17 protein-coding genes are annotated in these 20,641 nt (G+C 42.8%); 15 read left to right on the forward strand and 2 right to left on the reverse strand.

Annotated elements, in window-relative coordinates:
- Positions 1-19: 19 nt before the first annotated feature.
- The 3 genes from JI723_RS08040 to JI723_RS08050 all read left to right on the forward strand — a co-directional run bounded on the left by JI723_RS08040 (position 20) and on the right by JI723_RS08050 (position 3,198).
- Positions 20-694 carry a sugar phosphatase gene (locus JI723_RS08040; RefSeq protein ID WP_272579938.1) on the forward strand — a complete coding sequence of 225 codons (675 nt, stop codon included), beginning with the start codon at positions 20-22 and terminating at the stop codon, positions 692-694.
- 87 nt (positions 695-781) lie between these two features.
- Positions 782-2,611 (forward strand): SLC13 family permease, encoded by a 1,830-nt coding sequence (locus tag JI723_RS08045; RefSeq protein WP_140178649.1) that lies wholly within the window; start codon positions 782-784, stop codon positions 2,609-2,611.
- A 167-nt stretch (positions 2,612-2,778) separates the two neighbouring features.
- Positions 2,779-3,198: a hypothetical protein gene (locus JI723_RS08050; RefSeq protein ID WP_140178647.1), complete on the forward strand. Its 420-nt coding sequence runs from the start codon at positions 2,779-2,781 to the stop codon at positions 3,196-3,198.
- A 42-nt stretch (positions 3,199-3,240) separates the two neighbouring features.
- On the opposite strand, the gene yfbR is transcribed toward JI723_RS08050, so the two are convergent.
- Both yfbR and JI723_RS08060 read right to left on the reverse strand, forming a co-directional pair.
- Positions 3,241-3,822, reverse strand: coding sequence for a 5'-deoxynucleotidase (yfbR, locus tag JI723_RS08055; protein ID WP_070929228.1), 582 nt, complete (start codon positions 3,820-3,822; stop codon positions 3,241-3,243).
- A 1,146-nt stretch (positions 3,823-4,968) separates the two neighbouring features.
- A complete protein-coding gene (locus JI723_RS08060) occupies positions 4,969-6,183 on the reverse strand; it encodes a pyridoxal phosphate-dependent aminotransferase (protein ID WP_070929229.1) in 1,215 nt (404 codons plus the stop codon).
- Positions 6,184-6,944: 761 nt separating this feature from the next.
- Here JI723_RS08060 and JI723_RS08065 point away from each other — a divergent pair.
- The 12 genes from JI723_RS08065 to nuoL all read left to right on the forward strand — a co-directional run bounded on the left by JI723_RS08065 (position 6,945) and on the right by nuoL (position 20,627).
- Positions 6,945-7,874, forward strand: coding sequence for a LysR family transcriptional regulator (locus JI723_RS08065; protein ID WP_140178741.1), 930 nt, complete (start codon positions 6,945-6,947; stop codon positions 7,872-7,874).
- A 777-nt stretch (positions 7,875-8,651) separates the two neighbouring features.
- Complete coding sequence (locus JI723_RS08070) at positions 8,652-9,095, forward strand: NADH-quinone oxidoreductase subunit A (protein ID WP_070929231.1); 444 nt, start codon at positions 8,652-8,654, stop codon at positions 9,093-9,095.
- Between the two features lie 18 nt (positions 9,096-9,113).
- Entirely contained in the window at positions 9,114-9,788 is a 675-nt protein-coding gene (locus JI723_RS08075) for a NuoB/complex I 20 kDa subunit family protein (RefSeq protein ID WP_004921127.1), read from the forward strand.
- Between the two features lie 73 nt (positions 9,789-9,861).
- Positions 9,862-11,661: an NADH-quinone oxidoreductase subunit C/D gene (nuoC, locus tag JI723_RS08080; protein ID WP_272579941.1), complete on the forward strand. Its 1,800-nt coding sequence runs from the start codon at positions 9,862-9,864 to the stop codon at positions 11,659-11,661.
- 2 nt (positions 11,662-11,663) lie between these two features.
- Complete coding sequence (gene nuoE, locus JI723_RS08085; RefSeq protein ID WP_070929233.1) at positions 11,664-12,203, forward strand: NADH-quinone oxidoreductase subunit NuoE; 540 nt, start codon at positions 11,664-11,666, stop codon at positions 12,201-12,203.
- On the forward strand, positions 12,200-13,558 hold the full coding sequence (gene nuoF / locus JI723_RS08090; protein ID WP_070929234.1) for an NADH-quinone oxidoreductase subunit NuoF: 1,359 nt from the start codon (positions 12,200-12,202) through the stop codon (positions 13,556-13,558). The genes nuoE and nuoF overlap by 4 nt, the downstream gene beginning before the upstream one ends.
- 98 nt (positions 13,559-13,656) lie before the next feature.
- A complete protein-coding gene (nuoG, locus tag JI723_RS08095) occupies positions 13,657-16,380 on the forward strand; it encodes an NADH-quinone oxidoreductase subunit NuoG (protein ID WP_272579942.1) in 2,724 nt (907 codons plus the stop codon).
- On the forward strand, positions 16,380-17,357 hold the full coding sequence (nuoH, locus tag JI723_RS08100; RefSeq protein WP_070929235.1) for an NADH-quinone oxidoreductase subunit NuoH: 978 nt from the start codon (positions 16,380-16,382) through the stop codon (positions 17,355-17,357). Before nuoG ends, nuoH begins: the two co-directional genes overlap by 1 nt.
- A 14-nt stretch (positions 17,358-17,371) precedes the next feature.
- The gene (nuoI, locus tag JI723_RS08105; RefSeq protein ID WP_070929236.1) at positions 17,372-17,914 is read left to right on the forward strand and encodes an NADH-quinone oxidoreductase subunit NuoI; all 543 of its coding nucleotides are present in this window, start codon (positions 17,372-17,374) and stop codon (positions 17,912-17,914) included.
- Between the two features lie 12 nt (positions 17,915-17,926).
- Positions 17,927-18,472, forward strand: a complete 546-nt coding sequence (nuoJ, locus tag JI723_RS08110; RefSeq protein WP_070929237.1) for an NADH-quinone oxidoreductase subunit J — start codon at positions 17,927-17,929, stop codon at positions 18,470-18,472.
- Complete coding sequence (nuoK, locus tag JI723_RS08115) at positions 18,472-18,774, forward strand: NADH-quinone oxidoreductase subunit NuoK (RefSeq protein WP_004921109.1); 303 nt, start codon at positions 18,472-18,474, stop codon at positions 18,772-18,774. The genes nuoJ and nuoK overlap by 1 nt, the downstream gene beginning before the upstream one ends.
- On the forward strand, positions 18,771-20,627 hold the full coding sequence (nuoL, locus tag JI723_RS08120; protein ID WP_070929238.1) for an NADH-quinone oxidoreductase subunit L: 1,857 nt from the start codon (positions 18,771-18,773) through the stop codon (positions 20,625-20,627). The genes nuoK and nuoL overlap by 4 nt, the downstream gene beginning before the upstream one ends.
- Positions 20,628-20,641 lie beyond the last annotated feature (14 nt).

A 20,641-nucleotide genomic window follows, 5' to 3' on the forward strand; every position in this document is an offset into this window, starting at 1 on the left:
GTGTTTCTAAGGGGTAAATGTGGAGTTAAAAGCAAAAGGTTTTCTGTTTGATCTTGATGGTACTTTAGCCGATTCATTAGCGGTAGTTGAACGTTGCTGGTGTTTATTTGGTGAAGAAATAGGGGTTTCACCCGAAGAAATCATTAGCTATATCCATGGAAAACCTGCGCTAACTAGCTTACGTCACTTTATGCCTGAAGCCAGCGAAGACGAAATTATGTCTCGCTTTCGCTGGTTAGAAAAAATGGAAGCTTCCGATATGGAAGGTGTCGTCGCATTACCCGGAGCAGTGGCTTTATTGACACGTTTAGAAGAGATAGGTGCACCTTGGGCGATTGTGACTTCAGGAACGGTGCCAATAGCACATGGACGCCAAAAAGCTTCGGGTTTACCTGAACCAAAACATTGGGTTACTTTTGAAAAGGTATCAAAAGGTAAACCTGACCCAGAACCTTTCCTCTTAGGGGCACAATCCCTCAATTTATCACCAAACGATTGTCTGGCTTTTGAAGATGCTCAAGCAGGGATTTATTCAGCACTTGATGCAGGCTGTCAAGTTGTAGCCGTGCACGCGCCAGAGAGTATGCCAAGAAGACAACAAATTGATGCAATTATCAGTTCATTAACGCAGATTACGGTGACTGGCCCAGATAAAAATGGTGTTTTTACACTCCATGTATCAAAAAATGTCTAACAGCGATTAAATCAAAGTAATTCTCCGTAAAACATGGTTAACTAAGGGAATATCTAACACTATTTTTTTCGTTGAAAGGGGACGTTTTTGAACGGAGAATTGCTGTGGGTGTTAACCCTCTTATTGATCGCGATAGTTTTGTTCACCACAAATAAAATACGGATGGATGTGGTGGCATTACTGGTGATTGTCGCGTTTGTGCTAAGCGATACACTTTCTTTAGAGCAGGCGACAGCAGGCTTTGCTGACCCTAACGTATTATTGATTGCGGCTTTATTTGTGATTGGTGATGGTTTAGTGCGAACGGGTATAGCCTACCAAATGGGCGATTGGCTGGTTCGTGTCGCGGGTAGCAGTGAAAGTAAAATGTTAGTGTTTTTGATGATCACCGTTGCTGGGCTCGGGGCTTTTATGAGTTCGACTGGTGTGGTTGCTATCTTTATCCCTGTTGTGCTTAGCGTTGCTGGGCGCATGAAAATTTCCCCCAGTCGTCTAATGATGCCATTAGGATTTGCTGGTTTGATCAGCGGCATGATGACATTAGTCGCAACACCGCCAAATATGGTGGTCAACAGTGAGTTAGTTCGAGAAGGTATCAGAGGCTTCCAATTCTTTTCAATCACCCCAATAGGTATTGTGATCTTACTGGCAGGGATCGCTTACATGTGGGTTGCTCGTCGTTGGCTAGGGAGTAGTGAGCCTAATAAATTACCTGAGCGCTATCAGCGTACTTTCCGTGATTTAATTCGTGATTATAAATTAACGGGTAGGGCTCGTCGTCTTGCTATTCGTAAAGGTTCACCATTAATTGGGCACTCCCTCGATGAATTACATTTACGTTCTCGTTATGAAGCTAACGTGGTTGGTATTGAACGTTGGCGTAAATTTCGGCGTGTTATGGTGAGTGCAACGGGGGGGACGGAATTAAGAGAGCAAGATGTTTTATTAGTGGATATTGCGGTGAGTGATGATGCTCTGCGACAGTTTTGTTTTGAGCAAAAGCTTGAACCGATGATCTTACGTGGCGATTATTTTTCCGACCAGTCGCGTGATGTGGGGATGGCTGAAGTATCGATGAACCCGGATTCCGAACTATTGGGCAAAAGCCTCCGAGATATTAAATTTCGTACTCGTTATGGTCTAAACGTTGTTGGTATTCGACGTGATGGTAAGGCGATAGGGGGGAAATTAGTTGATGAACCACTAAGGCTTGGTGATATTTTATTAGTGATTGGTGACTGGAAATTAATTCGTATTCTTTCAACTAAGCCTCGTAATTTTATTGTATTAAACTTAGCCGCGGAAGTTGAAGCTGTCGCTCCTGCATCATCTCAAGCCCCACATGCTTTATTTTGTCTTGCCTTGATGGTTGCTATGATGGTAACCAATGAGATCCCCAATTTTATTGCCGCGCTCATTGCCTGTTTATTGATGGGTAAATTTCGTTGTATTGATATGGAGAGTGCGTATAAGTCAATTCACTGGCCGAGTATTATTTTAATTGTAGGGATGATGCCATTTGCTATCGCACTACAACAAACAGGTGGTATTGCTTTAGCGGTTGACGCTCTCATGAAAATTGCGGGTGGGTTAGGGCCACACGTTATGTTGTTGTGTTTATTTATACTTTGCGCCTCAATTGGCTTATTTATTTCTAATACAGCCACTGCTGTTTTGATGGCGCCAATTGCCATTGCAGCAGCTCGTCATATGGATGTGTCGCCGTTACCGTTTGCTATGATAGTAGGAATAGCCGCATCGGCAGCCTTTATGACACCAGTTTCTTCACCCGTTAATACCTTAGTGCTGGGGCCTGGGGGATATAAATTTAGTGATTTTATTAAGATCGGTGTTCCATTTACTGTTATTGTCATGATTATCAGTATATTAATTGTTCCTATTTTATTTCCCTTCTAAATTATTTTTAATAAAAGGTGACTGACTCATTTATTTAGTCAGTCACCAGAATTTTATTTTTATTATTCTATGATACCAATTATGATATTACATTTGAATTTATCCTGTATTGTTGATATTTCATCGATGATGAATTCTGTTTGGAATACACTTTTTAGTGAGGATAAATGAAAAAAGAACAAAGTTTTGGTGAATATGAATATCTTACAGGTTACTGTGACTTCGAAAATTATTGGGGAGAGGAATTGATAGAGGTTGAGTTTACTCATTTTGTATCGGGACTTCTTGACCAATCTGAAGTCTATGGAACAAGTAAAATCATCCATAATGTTCCTGATAAAACAAAAACAACGGATGCATTTGTGTTTCGATACACGGTGGGGCCTTGGGATAGCTATGATTATTGGATTATTAAAATACACACAAAAAGTGGCAAAACGTATCAAAGCAAAAGACGATTTTATTGTTCATTAGGTGAACAGGATGATGGTAGGGTAATATTAGGTGTCAATGGTGATGCTAAAACTTTTTATGTCGCATTTCCAGTATCATCGGGATGTAATACTGAATTGAATGAAATAAATTAAATTCTGCAAGGAAGGAATAAAAATATTATTCCTTCCCATGAATTAGTTACTAATTTCATCAAGGGAAAGTTTAAAACCAGGAACAAATATTTCGATAAAATAGTCCATTTCAGGGCTTTTTCTGTCAGATAGAATTTTTTCAAGGCGCTTTTTAGCCAATTTAAATTCACTATTTCCAGCAGATAGCTCTTCTAAGCATTTTAAATAAGCACAAAGTGAATCCGCTTGCTTGACAATAAAGTGCTCTTCTTCAGTTTGTAATTCTTCAATGATAAGTTCTTGAAAATCCTCTCGGAGTTCTTCAGGTAACATATCTAACAGCTTCTGTTGAGCAAACTTTTCTATTTTTTTATATTCATGAGCAATCTGCTCGTTATGATATTTAATGGGTGTTGGTAGATCGCCCGTAATCACTTCACTGGCATCATGATACATCGCGAGTAAGGCAACATGCTCAGGGTTAACATTTCCGCCAAATCGTTTATTTTTGATGATAGCGAGTGCATGGGCAACCATTGCAACCTGCAAGCTATGTTCTGAAACGTTTTCAGTGCGTACATTGCGCATCAATGGCCAGCGATGGATCAGTTTCATTCTAGCAAGGTGGGCAAAAAAGTAGCTCATGATTACTCCCTATTGGCTAAAGCTATATTGTAGTGGAGAAGGCTCAAAATTGATATGTATAATTTTAAAATTATATATCAATCCTATTGAACTTATTAATTAATTTATTGGTTACAGTTTACTGATAAGTGAAAGTAAACCTAAGACATGCATAAGCGTGTAATGTTAGTAGAAATAAACATAGCGATGATTAAGGCTGAATATTTATTTTTTATAGGATAGATAGTCGATAAATTATTTACATTGATATTTATGAGGTGATTACAAACTAAAAATAAGCAAGGTATGCCTTTTTATGAAATATCTGCATATATGGAGTATGTGCTTCCAGATATAGAGAATGAAAAATATAATCTAAAAATAGATGATTTTAATCGGAAGTGTTTAGTTAACTTATTATTTTAAAAGGTAACGTTGTTGTCAGATTTTGCTTGATGACGAGATGGCAACTTATTTATTGCGAGGGAATAATAAGAGAATTATCATTGTCTATTTAATATGGATAATCAAATTAAGATTATAATGTTCTGCAACTATATAAGTTTATAATTAGTGTTTGATTTGACGTGATAAAAAACTATAATGAAAAGGTCATTATTATTCAATAATAGTAAGGAATGCCATGAAATACTTCCCCATTATTTTATTGCTATTTTTCTTAGCAGCAGTTTATTTTATTTCTATACTTTAAATTTTCATTTAAAACCATCTTTTCTCGATGGTTTATAAAAGTAAATTTCGAATGTTTATAGCAGTATGTTTTTATTGATGCCCTATTTCATTTATATTAAATTAATAAAATAGGGCATTGCATTATATATTGTTGATACCGTTATTGTAGAACTTTATAGTGTGAAAGGGGCAATGCTCTCATTGTGGTAAGAGCGTTAAATACTCGTTATACTTCAAGTTGCAGGGTTGTTGACTACATTCAGCTAGTCGAGTCATAGAGTTTATCTATGCTCCCCGCCTATCTTCACTTGTCGCCTACCTGCATCTCGAATTATTTAGAGTATATACTCGTTATACTTCAAGTTGCAGGGCTGTTGGCTACACTCAGCTAGTCGAGTCATAGAGTTTATCTATGCCCGCCTATCTTCATTTGTCGCCTACCTGCATCTCGAATTATTTAGAGTATATAGGGGATTATTGACGGTAGTTTTCGATAAAACGACCAAATTTATTAATTGCCATTTCAAGATCATCTGCATAGGGTAGCGTAACGATGCGGAAATGGTCAGGTTCCGGCCAATTAAATGCAGTTCCTTGCACTAAAAGTACTTTTTCTTGTAGTAGTAGGTCTAGGATCATTTTTTGGTCGTCATGAATATTAAAGCGCTTAATATCAATTTTAGGGAACATATATAGAGCACCTTGTGGTTTAACACAAGAGACCCCAGGGATTTGGTTGATAAGTTCCCATGCACGCTCACGCTGTTCATACAATCGGCCACCCGGCTGAATAAACTCACTAATACTTTGATAACCCCCTAAAGCGGTTTGGATTGCATGTTGCATCGGGACGTTTGCGCAAAGGCGCATAGATGCCAGCATCTCCAAACCTTCAATATAGCCTTTAGCTTGCTGTTTTGGACCATTCAAAACCATCCAACCTTGACGGAAACCGGCTACGCGGTATGTTTTAGATAACCCGTTAAAGGTCACTGTTAACAAATCAGGGGCAAGAGCAGCAATGGAATGGTGGACAGCATCGTCATAAAGGATCTTATCGTAAATCTCATCAGCAAAAATAATCAGATTATGTTGACGAGCAATCTCAACAATTTCTAATAATAGCTCTTTGCTGTATACCGCACCTGTTGGGTTATTTGGGTTGATGATAACAATCCCGCGGGTACGAGGACTAATTTTTTTACGAATATCTTCAATATCTGGCATCCAACCTTGTTGCTCATCACACATGTAATGCACTGCATTACCACCTGATAAAGAAACTGCCGCAGTCCACAGCGGGTAATCAGGGGCAGGCACTAACATTTCATCGCCATTATTTAGCAGGGCTTGCATCGCCTGCACAATTAATTCAGAAACACCATTGCCAATATAAACGTCTTCAACCGTCATTTCACGGATATTACGTGCTTGATAGTGTTGAACGATGGCTTTACGGGCTGAATATAAGCCTTTTGAATCACAATAACCTTGTGAGCTTGGTAAATTGCGTAGAACATCAACCAATATTTCGTCTGGGGCTTCGAAGCCAAACGGTGCCGGATTACCGATATTGAGCTTGAGGACTTTGTTACCTTCTTCTTCTAAGCGTTTTGCTTCTTTTAAGACAGGCCCGCGAATGTCATAGCAGACATTATCAAGCTTGTTAGATTTCTTTATCGTATTCATTGTTTCTCTCATTACCCTATTTGGGATGCTTTAAGTAGGGGGATTCCGGCGAACAGTTCTACTCTACTCCTACCTCGGAAGCTTTTGAAGATAGTAGATAATTTTTGGTGTAAAAGGTTGGCTAATACCGTAATGCGATAGATGAATACTAAATATTTCTATTATATCAAAATAATTATCTGTTTGTATTTGTTAAGTTGGGTTTATATGTCGTCAAATATCGCAGTTTTGGAGGAAAAAACAAAAAATCTTCATGTAGTTAAGTAAGAAATAAAAAATTTGTATCAAATTGTAAGATTGATGACGAAATTAGATGTTTAGAAATAAATTTCCACGAAATTTCAGCAAAAACGAGCTCTTTTTGTTAGTAATATTGATTGTTCTAGTAAAAAAGTAGCCACAAAGATTAAATCAAATGATTTCAATACATTGATTTTAAATGATAAAATTGTCTTTTTGAGTATGTGCCTATAGGCATTTACATTAAAATAATTGCAATTACATTAAATATGTTACTATTTGCGGAGCGACAAAATATGAAGGTTGTATTTGGGATTTAAATTAAATCGCTCACTTAGTAAACTTTTTTTGTCGTAGGTTGGTATTGTCGTTTTACGAGCTATCAACACATTTAAAGAGTAGTCAATGCGATCCTAGGGATTGGAAAGCACTAAGCAAGTTATTTTAAGTTATTAAACAAGCTGATCTCAAGGAGGAGAGCAGGAACACCAGGTACCATAAAATTATATAAGAGAATAATGATGATAAATTCCAATCGTCCAATAATGAATCTCGATCTGGACTTACTGCGCACATTCGTTGCGGTAGCCGATCTCAATACATTTGCTGCTGCTGCTGCCGCTGTATGTCGCACACAGTCTGCTGTGAGCCAGCAAATGCAACGTCTAGAACAGCTGGTAGGCCGTGAATTATTCGCTCGTCATGGGCGAAATAAATTACTTACCGCTCATGGTTTACAGCTTCTTGGCTATGCGAGACAAATCTTACGTGCTAACGATGATGCGACAGCATCATTGACCTACAATGACGCTGAAGGTGAGCTGCGCATTGGTGCATCGGATGATACTGTCGATATTTTATTGCCATTCTTATTAAATCGTATTGCGTCTGTTTTCCCTCGCCTTGCTGTTGAGGTAAGAATTAAACGTGCGCATTTTATTGAATCGATGTTAGATAATCATGAAATCGATTTAGCATTGACAACTGCACGTATTAGTCATCACCCTAAAACAGCATTGAGAACAGTGCCTGTATTATGGCACAGCGCACCTGATTTCCAATTGCGTGCTAATGAACCTATCCCATTAGTGGTAATGGATGAATCAAACCCATTCCGTAAAATGAGTACAGATGCATTAGATGATGCTGGATTGTCTTGGCATGTTGCCTATGAAGCTGCATCATTGCCAGCTGTCAGAGCTGCTGTGAATGCAGAAGTTGGCGTCACGGCACGACCGATGGAAATGCAAAATGCGGATTTACGTATTTTAAATGAAGCAGATGGCTTACCACGTTTACCTGATATTCAGTATTGGCTATATAAAAATGCGGATGAGCAAAAGGATTTTGTGCTGACGGTGTTTAGTGCCATAGAGAATAAAAAAATTCCTTACGCAGTTGCACCTACAGCCGATGATACAGTTGTCAGTGAAAGTGAAGGTTTATATTAATTATAAATTGTTCAATATCTATCTTCACGGGTCACCTACCTGTATCTCGAATTATTTAGAATATATCTAATAAGAATGCCGCGATGATGTCGCGGCTTTTTTTTTGAGCAGTTTGTAGGTAAAAAAAGCGAATTAACCACTTAATAAGTATGGTTAAAATAATTATAACGTGAAATAATTGTGATGTGGATGGCAGAACAGAAATTTCATTTTTTCGTTAAGAAGTTGTTATGTTGTTAACAATCATATTTTGAATAATTGCTAAAATTGGGCTGCTTAGTCAGACAGTTACTTGATTTAGTGAGTAAAAAATAGTTAATACGACTTAGACTAAATTTGAATGTTCTGTAAACAATCTAAGTATATTTTCAATAAAACTGTGCGTTAGATCAAATAAAAAGAGCAAGTTTTCATCTAGTAAGACAGGTTTTTCCTGAGATAATAGTGTAGTAAAAGCGAATAATCAGTTAAACTAGTCATTGTGTTTACTAGGTGTATTATCACACTGACACGTTTTAGCTGCTTTTGAGTGTTTTTTGTTTCAACCTTGTTTTTAAAATGTCAAGGATTTGTAACAAATACGGGTTATTTTGCTTAAGTTAAGCAAAATAAATAGTCAGAGAGAGGACAAACCAAACGCAGTCTTCAGGCTGATTTTTATGTTTGGTGATGATTTTTGGTCTTTCTTCTCAATTAACTGGGCAATTATGGTGCAATACTGCCGTGATGTTAAAAAGAGCAGATTTACGCACCATATGTAATGAGTAAGCAACGAGTATGTCTGAATCTATCCTAGCGTTAGCCCATAACTGGGCGTTTGCGATATTCTTTGTCGGCGCCATCGCCCTTTGTTCGTTTATGTTGGTCGCTGGTCATTTCCTCGGCAGTCGCGCCAAAGCCAGAACAAAACACGTACCTTATGAGTCCGGTATCGATTCGGTAGGGAGTGCCCGTCTTCGTATGTCAGCCAAATTTTATCTGGTTGCCATGTTCTTCGTTGTTTTCGATGTTGAAGCTATGTTCCTGTTTGCATGGGCCGTTGCCGTCCGTGAAGTTGGCTGGTTAGGCTTTATCGAAGCAGCAATCTTTATTTTGGTATTGTTGGCGGGACTATTTTACCTGATCCGCGTCGGTGCATTGGATTGGACTCCTGTCCGTTCACGTCGCGCAGTTAAAGGTCCTAGTGAAGTTATTAAAATCAGCAATCGTCATCCGCAGTAAAAAGCGAGGCATTATACAATGGATTATACGCTCACCCGCATAGATCCGAACGGTGAGAACGACCGTTACCCCCTGCAAACTCAAGAAATCGTTACAGATCCACTTGAGCAGCAAGTCAAAAACAGCGTGTATATGGGAAAACTTTCTCATGCATTACATGATGTGGTTAACTGGGGCCGCAAAAATTCTCTTTGGCCATATAACTTTGGTCTCTCATGTTGCTATGTCGAAATGGTAACGTCGTTCACAGCAGTTCATGACGTAGCCCGCTTTGGGGCAGAAGTACTTCGTGCTTCACCTCGTCAAGCCGACTTTATGGTCGTAGCAGGAACCTGCTTTACAAAAATGGCACCTGTTATTCAGCGTCTTTATGATCAGATGCTAGAACCAAAATGGGTCATCTCAATGGGCTCATGTGCCAACTCTGGTGGTATGTACGATATTTACTCTGTCGTTCAAGGCGTTGATAAATTTATTCCTGTGGATGTATATATCCCAGGTTGTCCGCCGCGCCCTGAAGCTTATATGCAAGCACTGCTTCTGTTACAAGAATCTATCGGTAAAGAGCGTCGTCCTCTTTCGTGGGTTGTTGGTGATCAGGGCGTTTACCGTGCCAATATGCAGTCAGAAAGAGAAAGAAAACACGGTGAACGTATCGCAGTGACTAACCTGCGTACCCCAGACGAAATTTAAGGCTTAAAGCCATACAGCGTAACAGAGCTATGTGTTGCGAAATAATAAACCTGATCAAGCGTTATGGTGAAGAATGATGACAGATCAGATAGCGCAAGAGAGTACCCAGCCAGGATGGCAGACACAAGATCACTTAAGTGATCCTGTGCTTCTGGAGTTGCGCAACCAATTTGGGCCGGATGCCTTTTCTGTTCAAGCAACCCGTACTGGCATGCCAGTTATCTGGGTAAGACGCGAACAGTTACTTGAAGTTGTAGATTTTTTGAAAAAATTGCCAAAACCGTATGTCATGTTATTTGACTTACATGGGGTTGATGAGCGTCAAAGAATACACAGACAAGGTTTGCCAGAGGCGGACTTTAGTGTTTTCTATCACCTAATCTCGATAGACCGCAATCGTGATATTATGTTGAAGGTGGCATTGAGTGAAAAAGATCTCAATGTGCCTTCTCTTGTTTCACTGTTCCCAAATGCTAACTGGTATGAGCGTGAAGTATGGGATATGTTCGGTATCACCTTCCAAGGTCATCCGAACTTACGTCGCTTACTGATGTCACCAAGCTGGGAAGGTCATCCACTCCGTAAAGATTATCCCGCACGTGCGACCGAGTTTGACCCGTTTGAGCTAACTAAGCAAAAACAAGATCTGGAAATGGAAGCATTGACTTTCAAACCAGAAGAGTGGGGCATGTCTCGCGGCAACGAAAACGAAGACTTCATGTTCCTAAACTTAGGACCTAACCACCCATCATCACACGGTGCTTTCCGCATTGTGTTACAACTTGATGGTGAAGAAATCGTTAACTGCGTACCTGATATTGGTTACCACCATCGTGGTGCTGAGAAGATGGGTGAGCGTCAATCATGGCATAGCTATATTCCTTACACTGACCGTATCGAGTACCTCGGTGGCTGTGTCAATGAAATGCCATACGTATTGGCCGTTGAAAAACTAGCAGGTATTGAAGTACCTGATCGCGTGAAAACGATCCGTGTTATGTTATCGGAACTGTTCCGTATCAACAGTCACCTGCTGTATATCAGTACTTATATTCAAGATACTGGTGCGATGACACCTGTATTCTTTGCATTTACTGATCGTCAGAAAGTTTATAACGTCGTTGAAGCCATTACGGGTTTCCGCATGCACCCTGCATGGTTCCGTATCGGTGGTGTAGCTCATGATCTGCCGCGTGGTTGGGATAAGTTGCTACGCGAGCTATTAGATTGGCTACCAAAACGTCTTGAATCTTATGTGACGACCGCACTGAAAAACTCCATTTTGAAAGGCCGTTCTATCGGCGTTGCTTCTTACACTAAAGAAGAGGCATTGGCGTGGGGTGTAACAGGTGCTGGCTTGCGTGCGACAGGCGTTGATTTCGACGTGCGTAAATGGCGTCCATATTCAGGCTACGAAAACTTTGAGTTCGATATTCCAATTGCTCACAACGGTGACTGTTATGATCGTGTGATGATTAAAGTGGAAGAGATGCGTCAAAGTATTCGCATTCTTGAACAATGCTTGAAGCATATGCCTGAAGGACCTTTCAAAGCTGACCACCCATTGACAACTCCGCCACCAAAAGAGCGGACGTTGCAGCACATTGAAACCTTGATTAATCACTTCTTGCAAGTGTCTTGGGGCCCAGTGATGCCTGCCAATGAATCATTCCAGATGATTGAAGCAACCAAAGGGATCAACAGTTATTACCTGACGAGTGATGGTAGCACCATGAGCTATCGTACCCGTATCCGTACACCGAGTTATGCGCATTTGCAGCAAATTCCAGCGGTGATCAGCGGAAGTCTGGTTTCTGACTTGATTGTCTATCTGGGTAGTATCGATTTTGTAATGTCGGATGTGGATCGCTAACCATGCATAATGAACATAATAAGCAGACCAGTCTTGATGGTGTTAATGTTTTTGAACCAACACCTCAGCACGGCTTCGTATTAACAGAGGCTGAGCGTGCTGAAATTGAAGGTGAAAAACATCACTATGAAGATGCACGTGCTGCCTCAATTGAAGCACTGAAAATTGTGCAAAAAAATCGTGGATGGGTTGAAGATGGCGCTATCCACGCGATTGCTGAAGTACTGGGCATCCCTGCAAGTGACGTCGAAGGCGTAGCGACATTCTATAGCCAAATTTTCCGTCAACCTGTTGGTCGCCACATTATTCGCTATTGCGACAGTGTGGTCTGTCACATCACGGGTTATCAGGGATTAGAAGCTGAAATTATTAACCAGCTCAATATTCGCCCAGGTCAAACAACACAAGATGGTCGTTTTACATTACTACCAACCTGTTGTTTGGGTAACTGTGATAAAGGTCCTACCATGATGATTGATGAGGATACCCACAGTTACGTACAGCCTGAAGATATTAAAAAGTTACTGGAGCAGTATCCATGACAAACTCCTTTCAACCCGTGATCCGTACTGCCGAGACACATCCGTTGACATGGCGCTTGCGCGATGACAATCAACCTGTTTGGTTGGATGAGTACCGCAGTAAAAACGGATATAAAGGTGTAGAGCGTGCACTTAAAGGCATGGCTCCTGATGAAGTGGTTAACTTAGTCAAAGACGCTGGCTTAAAAGGTCGCGGTGGTGCAGGTTTCTCCACTGGTCTGAAATGGAGCCTGATGCCAAAAGACGAAAACATGAAACTACGTTACTTTTTATGTAACGCAGATGAAATGGAACCGGGCACATATAAAGACCGCCTTTTGATGGAACAACTGCCACATTTATTAGTTGAAGGCATGATCATCGGGGCATTTGCACTCAAAGCTTACCGTGGTTATATCTTCTTGCGTGGCGAATATGTTGAGGCAGCAAAACATCTGCGTCATGCCATCGAAGAAGCAAAAGCTGCGGGTCTGCTTGGCAAAAATATTTTGGGTTCTGGCTTTGATTTCGAACTGTTTGTGCATACAGGCGCCGGTCGTTATATTTGTGGTGAAGAAACTGCACTGATTAACTCCCTTGAAGGTCGTCGTGCTAACCCTCGCTCAAAACCACCGTTCCCTGCGACATCCGGTGCATGGGGCAAGCCAACCTGTGTAAATAACGTTGAAACTATCTGTAACGTACCTGCGATTTTAGAGCATGGTGACCAGTGGTATATCAACTTAAGCGCAGGTAAGAGCAAAGATGCCGGCACCAAATTGATGGGCTTCTCTGGCCGCGTTAAAAATCCGGGGTTGTGGGAGCTGCCATTTGGCACCACAGCACGTGAAGTGCTAGAGGACTACGCGGGTGGCATGCGCGATGGTTTGACCCTAAAAGCATGGCAACCGGGTGGTGCAGGTACGGACTTCCTGACAGGTGATCACCTTGATCTACCAATGGATTTTGAATCTATCGGTAAAGCAGGGAGCCGTTTAGGTACGGCATTAGCTATGGCTGTTGATAACGAAATCAACATGGTCTCTTTAGTTCGCAACCTTGAAACTTTCTTTGCTCGTGAGTCATGTGGTTGGTGTACACCTTGTCGCGATGGCTTGCCATGGAGCGTGAAAATTTTACAAGCGTTGGAAAAAGGAGAAGGGCAACCGGGGGATATTGAAACGTTAGAGCAGTTGTGTCGTTTCTTAGGTCCGGGTAAAACCTTCTGTGCTCATGCACCGGGTGCGGTTGAGCCTTTACAGAGCGCCATCAAATATTTCCGTGAAGAATTTGAAGCGGGTATCTCGCAAAAAGATCTGCGCAATATTGCCCAGATAGCCGGTATCCAACCCAACTTGCTGAAACAGCGTTGGTAACGCTTTTGCGAATGAGCAACCGCAAAAGTTATTTTTCACGAAGAACGTATTTTTGATTAACGCCTGCTTTGAGCGGGCCTTTGGGAAGCATGCTGACTATGGCTACAATATATGTAGACGGCAAAGAATATGACGTAAACGGGTCTGAAAACCTGTTACAAGCCTGCCTTTCTCTGGGGCTAGATATTCCTTATTTTTGCTGGCATCCGGCGCTGGGAAGCGTTGGCGCTTGCCGCCAGTGTGCGGTTAAGCAATATCAAAACGCGGATGACACCCGCGGTCGTCTCGTTATGTCCTGTATGACACCCGCAACGGAAGGTACTTACATCTCTATTGACGATGAAGAAGCCAAACAATTCCGTGAAAGTGTCGTTGAATGGTTAATGACCAACCACCCACATGACTGTCCAGTCTGTGAGGAAGGTGGTAACTGCCATCTGCAAGATATGACGGTGATGACCGGTCATAATATGCGTAAATATCGTTTCACGAAACGTACTCACATTAATCAGGATCTAGGGCCTTTCATCAGTCATGAGATGAACCGCTGTATCGCCTGTTATCGTTGTGTGCGTTATTATAAAGACTACGCTGATGGCACTGACTTAGGCGTATATGGTGCACATAACTATGTTTACTTCGGACGTACGGAAGATGGTACGTTAGAGAGCGAATTCTCCGGTAACCTCGTTGAAGTTTGTCCTACAGGTGTCTTTACCGATAAAACTCACTCAGAACGCTATAACCGTAAATGGGATATGCAGTTCGCACCGGGTATTTGCCAACAGTGCAGTATCGGCTGTAATACCAGCCCAGGTGAGCGCTATGGTGAACTTCGCCGTATCGAAAACCGTTATAACGGTTCAGTAAACCACTATTTCTTATGTGACCGCGGTCGTTTTGGTTACGGCTACGTTAACCGCAAAGATAGGCCACGTCAGCCACTCTTAAATAAAGAGGGTGTTAAGCAAGTTGTTTCTGCAATCGAAGCAATGCAAAGTGGTGCACAAATAATCAATCAAGCGAAAAAAGTGATTGGTATTGGTTCGCCGCGCGCGAGCATCGAAAGCAACTATGCTTTACGTGCATTAGTGGGTGCAGAAAACTTCTACTCAGGTGTTTCGGCTGATGAACAACGTCGCCTTGAGTTGATGCAAAATATCTTACAAAACGGTGGTGTTTATACGCCTAGCCTACGTGAAGTTGAAGGCTATGATGCGGTGCTGGTATTGGGTGAAGACTTAACTCAAACTGGTGCGCGCATGGCACTTTCCGTTCGCCAAGCTGTAAAAGGCAAAGCACGCGAAATGGCAGCAGCACAGAAAGTCGCTGATTGGCAAATCGCCGCGATCATGAATATCGGTCAACATGCTAAATATCCACTGTTTATCACTAACGTTGATGATACTCGCTTAGATGATATTGCGGCATTTAACTATCGTGCGCCAGTCGCTGATCAAGCGCGCTTTGGTTTCGCCATTGCGAATATGATCAATGGTGATGCACCCGCAGTTGCTGATTTACCAGCTGATTTAAAAGCCAAAGTAGAAACCATCGCACAAGCGCTGGCAGGGGCTAAAAAACCATTGATTATCAGTGGTAGCCACTCGGCAAGTGATGCCATGATCCAAGCCGCTGCAAACGTTGCCTTTGCACTGAAAGCGAAAGGTGCACAAGTTGGTTTATCTTACCTTGCATCGCATGCAAATAGCTTCGGTTTAGCCATGATGAAAGCGCAATCATTAGATAGCGCATTTGCGCGTATTAACGCGAACGAAGCTGACGTTGCTATCGTAATGGAAAATGACCTTTATCGTCATAGCAGTGTCAATGTCGTTGATAGTGCACTGGCTAAATTGAAACACTTGATTGTTGCTGATCATCAACACACTGACATCATGGATAAAGCGTCATTGATTTTGCCAGCTGCAAGCTTCGCAGAAGCCGATGGGACTTTAATCAACCAAGAAGGCCGTGCACAACGTTTCTTCCAAGTGTTTGATCCATCTTTCTACGACAAATCTATCGTGATGAACGAAAGCTGGCGTTGGTTGCATTCTCTGCAAACGGAAGCACAAGAACGTGACGCTGACTGGTCTCAACTTGATCATGTGATTGCGGATTGTGTTGCGGCACTGCCACAGTTCGCCGGTATTGTTGATGCAGCACCGAAAGCGTCTTTCCGCATTCGTGGCCAGAAGTTAGCACGTGAACCACATCGTTACAGTGGTCGTACTGCAATGTTGGCAAATCAATCAGTCCATGAGCAACGTCAACCGCAAGATAAAGACACTGCGTTTGCCTTCTCAATGGAAGGTAACAACAGCCCAACGGCACCACGTCAGCAAATTCCATTTGCATGGGCACCTGGTTGGAACTCACCACAAGCTTGGAACAAATTCCAAAGCGAAGTCGGTGGGCATCTACGTTTCGGTGATCCGGGTGTGCGTCTGTTTAATTCAACTGAAGCTAAATTGGCTTATTTCACTGATATTCCAGCGGCTTATCATGCAACTGAAGCACAGTGGGTGGTTGCGCCTTATTATCATCTGTTCGGCAGTGATGAAATGTCACAACGTTCAGAGGTGATCCAAGAGCGTATGCCTGAGCCTTATGTGATGTTGAATGCACAAGATGCAGCAGCTCTCGGTTTGGGTGCTGGCGCTAAAGCGGAATTCAGTCATCAAGGTCAAGCTTTCAATTTGACTGTACGTTTAAGCCAAAATCTGTCGAGTGGTCAAATCGGTCTGCCTTTGGGGATGCCAGGTATTGCACCAGCAATGGCGGGTGTGTCAGTCAATAATCTACGGAGGGGTGCATGATGGATTGGATATCCCCAGAAGTGATGGAAGTGTTAATTTCCATTCTTAAGTCGATTGTCATCCTATTGGTTGTCGTTACCTGTGGTGCGTACATGAGTTTGGGTGAACGTCGTATTCTCGGCTTATTCCAAAACCGTTACGGTCCTAACCGTGTTGGACCTTTTGGCATGGGGCAATTAATTGCCGACATGTTCAAAATGTTGTTCAAAGAAGACTGGATCCCACAGTTTGCGGACAAAAAAATCTTTACGCTAGCGCCAGTGATTGCATTCTGCTCACTGTTCCTTGCGTTTGCTATCGTTCCGGTTAGCCCAACATGGCACGTTGCAGACTTGAATATCGGGATCTTATTCTTCCTGATGATGGCAGGTCTGGCTGTTTATGCGGTGCTATTCGCGGGTTGGTCAAGTAACAACAAATACTCACTGCTCGGTGCAATGCGTGCATCTGCACAAACGGTGAGTTATGAAGTGTTCTTAGGTCTATCACTGATGGGTGTGGTTGCTCAAGCAGGCTCATTTAACCTGATTGATATCGTCAATTCACAAGAAGGCATGTGGAACGTTATTCCACAATTCTTCGGTTTTGTGACCTTTGCGATAGCCGGTGTTGCGGTATGTCACCGTCATCCATTTGACCAACCAGAAGCAGAGCAAGAAATCGCCGATGGTTACCACGTAGAATATTCAGGTATGAAATTCGGCCTGTTCTTCGTGGGTGAGTATATCGGTATTGTGACCGTTTCTGCGCTGATCGTGACACTGTTCTTTGGTGGCTGGCATGGTCCATTCTTGCCGTCGTTCCTGTGGTTTGCGATTAAGACTGCCTTCTTCATGATGATGTTTATCTTGATCCGTGCATCTTTACCGCGTCCGCGTTATGACCAAGTGATGTCCTTTGGCTGGAAAATTTGTCTGCCACTGACGCTGCTTAACCTGCTGGGTACCGCAGCAGTCATTTTATATAATGCTCAGTAAGGGGTGATTGAACCATGACATTGAAAGATTTATTGGTCGGTTTCGGCACTCAAGTACGCAGTATTTGGTTAGTTGGATTACATGCGTTCCAAAAACGTGAAACACAAATGTATCCTGAAGAGCCTGTGTACCTGCCACCCCGTTACCGTGGTCGGATCGTACTAACTCGTGATCCAGATGGCGAAGAGCGTTGTGTTGCTTGTAACTTGTGTGCGGTTGCTTGCCCTGTAGGCTGCATCTCATTGCAAAAAGCAGAACATGAAGATGGTCGCTGGTATCCTGAATTTTTCCGCGTTAACTTCTCACGCTGCATTTTCTGTGGTTTGTGTGAAGAGGCTTGCCCGACAACGGCTATCCAATTAACGCCTGACTTTGAAATGGGTGAATGGCGTCGTCAGGATCTTGTTTACGAGAAAGATGACTTATTAATTTCAGGTCCGGGTAAATATCCTGATTATAACTTTTACCGTAAATCGGGTATGGCGATTGCAGGTAAAGACAAAGGTGAAGCGGATAACGAAGCCAAACCGATTAACGTCAAAGACCTGTTGCCATAAGGAGCGATATTCATGGAATTTACATTTTATATCGCCGGTCTGGTTGCTGTATTAGCAACTTTGAGGGTGATAACCAATACTAACCCGGTACATGCGTTGTTGTATCTGGTTGTTTCTTTGCTGGCACTGTCCATGGTGTTCTTTTCACTCGGCGCGTACTTCGCGGGTGCATTAGAAATCATCGTGTATGCAGGTGCCATTATGGTGTTGTTTGTGTTCGTCGTGATGATGCTCAACCTCGGACGCTCTGTACAAGAGCAAGAGCGTGAGTGGTTAGCGCCAAAAAATTGGATCGGGCCGGCAATTTTGTCTCTGGTTCTATTAGCGCTACTGATTTATGGCATCACTAGCTTGTCATACCAAGAAGGTATTGCAGGTACGGTGATCAGTGCAAAAGAAGTGGCTATCAGCCTGTTTGGACCTTATGTCCTCGCGGTTGAATTAGCGTCACTGCTGTTGCTTGCTGGTCTCGTGGTTGCGTTCCACGTCGGTCGTGACCGCTACGAAAACGGCGCTGACATTGTTAGCAATGCCAATGCAAATGCGGAGGAACAATAATGATACCTCTTCAACATGGTCTGATTTTAGCGGCGATTTTATTTGTAATGGGACTAAGCTGTCTTGTTATCCGCCGTAATTTGCTGTTCATGCTGATCGGACTGGAAATCATGATTAACTCAACTGCGTTAGCTTTCGTTGTCGCAGGGAGTTTCTGGGGGCAACCAGACGGCCAAATTATGTACATTTTGGCCATTGCGCTGGCTGCTGCGGAGGCGAGTATTGGATTGGCGTTGTTACTGCAACTCCATCGTCATCGTCAGAACCTGAATATTGATAAAGTCAGTGAGATGCGCGGATGAACTTACTCTATTTAACCATTTTGCTGCCACTACTGGGGTCTGTGCTACTCGCATTTTCCCGCGGTCGTTGGTCAGAAAATGTTTCAGCTATTATTGGTGCTGGGGTAGTCGGCCTTGCAGCAGTTGTTGCACTGTATGTGGGTATTGAGTTTTTAGAACAACCTGTACTTGCAAACGGCGCATATCCTCCGTATACCGAGCTGCTTTGGACTTGGATGTCAGTGGGTGACTTTAATATCCCATTTAGTCTTCGCCTTGATGGCCTCTCACTGACAATGTTAGGTGTTGTGACAGGGGTTGGCTTCTTGATCCACGTGTACGCTTCTTGGTATATGCGTGGCGAAGAAGGCTATTCACGTTTCTTTACCTACACGAACCTGTTTATCGCGAGTATGGTGGTTTTAGTCCTCGCTGATAATATGATGCTGATGTATCTAGGTTGGGAAGGGGTAGGGCTGTGCAGTTACCTATTGATTGGTTTCTACTATACCAATCCAGATAACGGCAAAGCCGCGATGAAAGCTTTCTTTGTAACCCGTGTTGGTGATGTGTTCTTAGCTATCGGTATGTTTATTCTGTGGAATGAACTGGGTACCTTGAATTTCAGCGAAATGGCTGTTCTGGCACCACAAAAAATGGCGGAAGGCGGCACAGCAATCACATGGGCAACCTTAATGATCTTAGGTGGTGCGGTAGGTAAATCTGCCCAGTTGCCACTACAGACATGGTTAGCTGATGCGATGGCAGGTCCAACTCCAGTTTCTGCACTGATCCACGCAGCAACCATGGTGACTGCGGGTGTATATCTTGTCGCGCGTACTCACGCGTTGTTCTTGATGGCACCTGAAATTCTACATTTAGTCGGTATTGTTGGTGGTGTGACGCTGCTATTTGCAGGCTGTGCTGCATTGGTACAAACCGATATCAAACGTGTACTTGCTTATTCAACCATGAGTCAAATCGGTTATATGTTCTTGGCGCTTGGTGTGCAAGCATGGGATGCGGCAATTTTCCACCTGATGACTCACGCTTTCTTTAAAGCGTTACTGTTCTTGTCAGCGGGTTCGGTGATCATTGCATGTCATCACGAACAAAATATTTTCAAAATGGGTGGGTTGCGTAAGCAAATCCCTTACGTCTACGCTGTGATGTTAATTGGTGGAAGTGCATTGGCGGCATTGCCTCTGTTTACCGCTGGTTTCTACAGTAAAGATGCGATTTTATGGGGTGCTGAAGTTGATGGGCAAACCGTTCTGTTATGGGCCGGCCTCATCGGTGCACTGCTAACCGCAATGTATACCTTCCGTATGATTTTCATCGCCTTCCACGGCGAAGCGAAAATCAAAGCGCACAAGGTCAAAGGCTTTACTCACTCTGTACCACTGGGCATTTTAGCTATTCTAGCAACATTTATTGGTGCACAAATCCACCAGCCGCTAGAAGGTGTTTTCCCTGTTAACCCGCTAGAGCATGAAGCTGGCAAACTACAGTTGGAAATCCTTTCAGGTAGTCTCGCGGTTATCGGTCTGTTGATTGTGACATTCATTTATCTGTTCAGACGTTCTATCGCAACAGGCATCGCTAAAAGCGCGCCGGGCCGTTTCTTCTCTACGTGGTGGTATCACGCGTGGGGCTTTGATTGGCTGTACGATGTTGTCTTTGTGAAACCTTTCAAAGGTGTAGCATGGTTGCTGGAAAGCGATCCAATTAACTCATTGATGAATTTACCTGCTTGTTTGTCTCGTTGGGCAAATAAAGGGTTAGCAGTGAGTGAAAACGGTCAAGTCCGTTGGTATGTTGCCTCATTGGGGCTGGGTGCAGTGCTGATTCTTGCTCTGCTGCTTTTGGTTTAATTAAGGGACACATT

Origin of the sequence: Providencia manganoxydans (assembly GCF_016618195.1) — a bacterium.
Taxonomy (GTDB): Bacteria; Pseudomonadota; Gammaproteobacteria; order Enterobacterales; family Enterobacteriaceae; genus Providencia; species Providencia manganoxydans.

Excerpts from the sequence above, each read along its gene's own strand:
- JI723_RS08050 (WP_140178647.1), top strand. The coding sequence starts at position 2,779 with ATGAAAAAAGAACAAAGTTTTGGTGAATATGAATATCTTACAGGTTAC.
- yfbR (WP_070929228.1), bottom strand. The coding sequence starts at position 3,822 with ATGAGCTACTTTTTTGCCCACCTTGCTAGAATGAAACTGATCCATCGC.
- JI723_RS08060 (WP_070929229.1), bottom strand. The coding sequence starts at position 6,183 with ATGAATACGATAAAGAAATCTAACAAGCTTGATAATGTCTGCTATGAC.
- JI723_RS08065 (WP_140178741.1), top strand. The coding sequence starts at position 6,945 with ATGATAAATTCCAATCGTCCAATAATGAATCTCGATCTGGACTTACTG.
- JI723_RS08070 (WP_070929231.1), top strand. The coding sequence starts at position 8,652 with ATGTCTGAATCTATCCTAGCGTTAGCCCATAACTGGGCGTTTGCGATA.
- JI723_RS08075 (WP_004921127.1), top strand. The coding sequence starts at position 9,114 with ATGGATTATACGCTCACCCGCATAGATCCGAACGGTGAGAACGACCGT.
- nuoC (WP_272579941.1), top strand. The coding sequence starts at position 9,862 with ATGATGACAGATCAGATAGCGCAAGAGAGTACCCAGCCAGGATGGCAG.
- nuoE (WP_070929233.1), top strand. The coding sequence starts at position 11,664 with ATGCATAATGAACATAATAAGCAGACCAGTCTTGATGGTGTTAATGTT.
- nuoF (WP_070929234.1), top strand. The coding sequence starts at position 12,200 with ATGACAAACTCCTTTCAACCCGTGATCCGTACTGCCGAGACACATCCG.
- nuoG (WP_272579942.1), top strand. The coding sequence starts at position 13,657 with ATGGCTACAATATATGTAGACGGCAAAGAATATGACGTAAACGGGTCT.
- nuoH (WP_070929235.1), top strand. The coding sequence starts at position 16,380 with ATGGATTGGATATCCCCAGAAGTGATGGAAGTGTTAATTTCCATTCTT.
- nuoI (WP_070929236.1), top strand. The coding sequence starts at position 17,372 with ATGACATTGAAAGATTTATTGGTCGGTTTCGGCACTCAAGTACGCAGT.
- nuoJ (WP_070929237.1), top strand. The coding sequence starts at position 17,927 with ATGGAATTTACATTTTATATCGCCGGTCTGGTTGCTGTATTAGCAACT.
- nuoK (WP_004921109.1), top strand. The coding sequence starts at position 18,472 with ATGATACCTCTTCAACATGGTCTGATTTTAGCGGCGATTTTATTTGTA.
- nuoL (WP_070929238.1), top strand. The coding sequence starts at position 18,771 with ATGAACTTACTCTATTTAACCATTTTGCTGCCACTACTGGGGTCTGTG.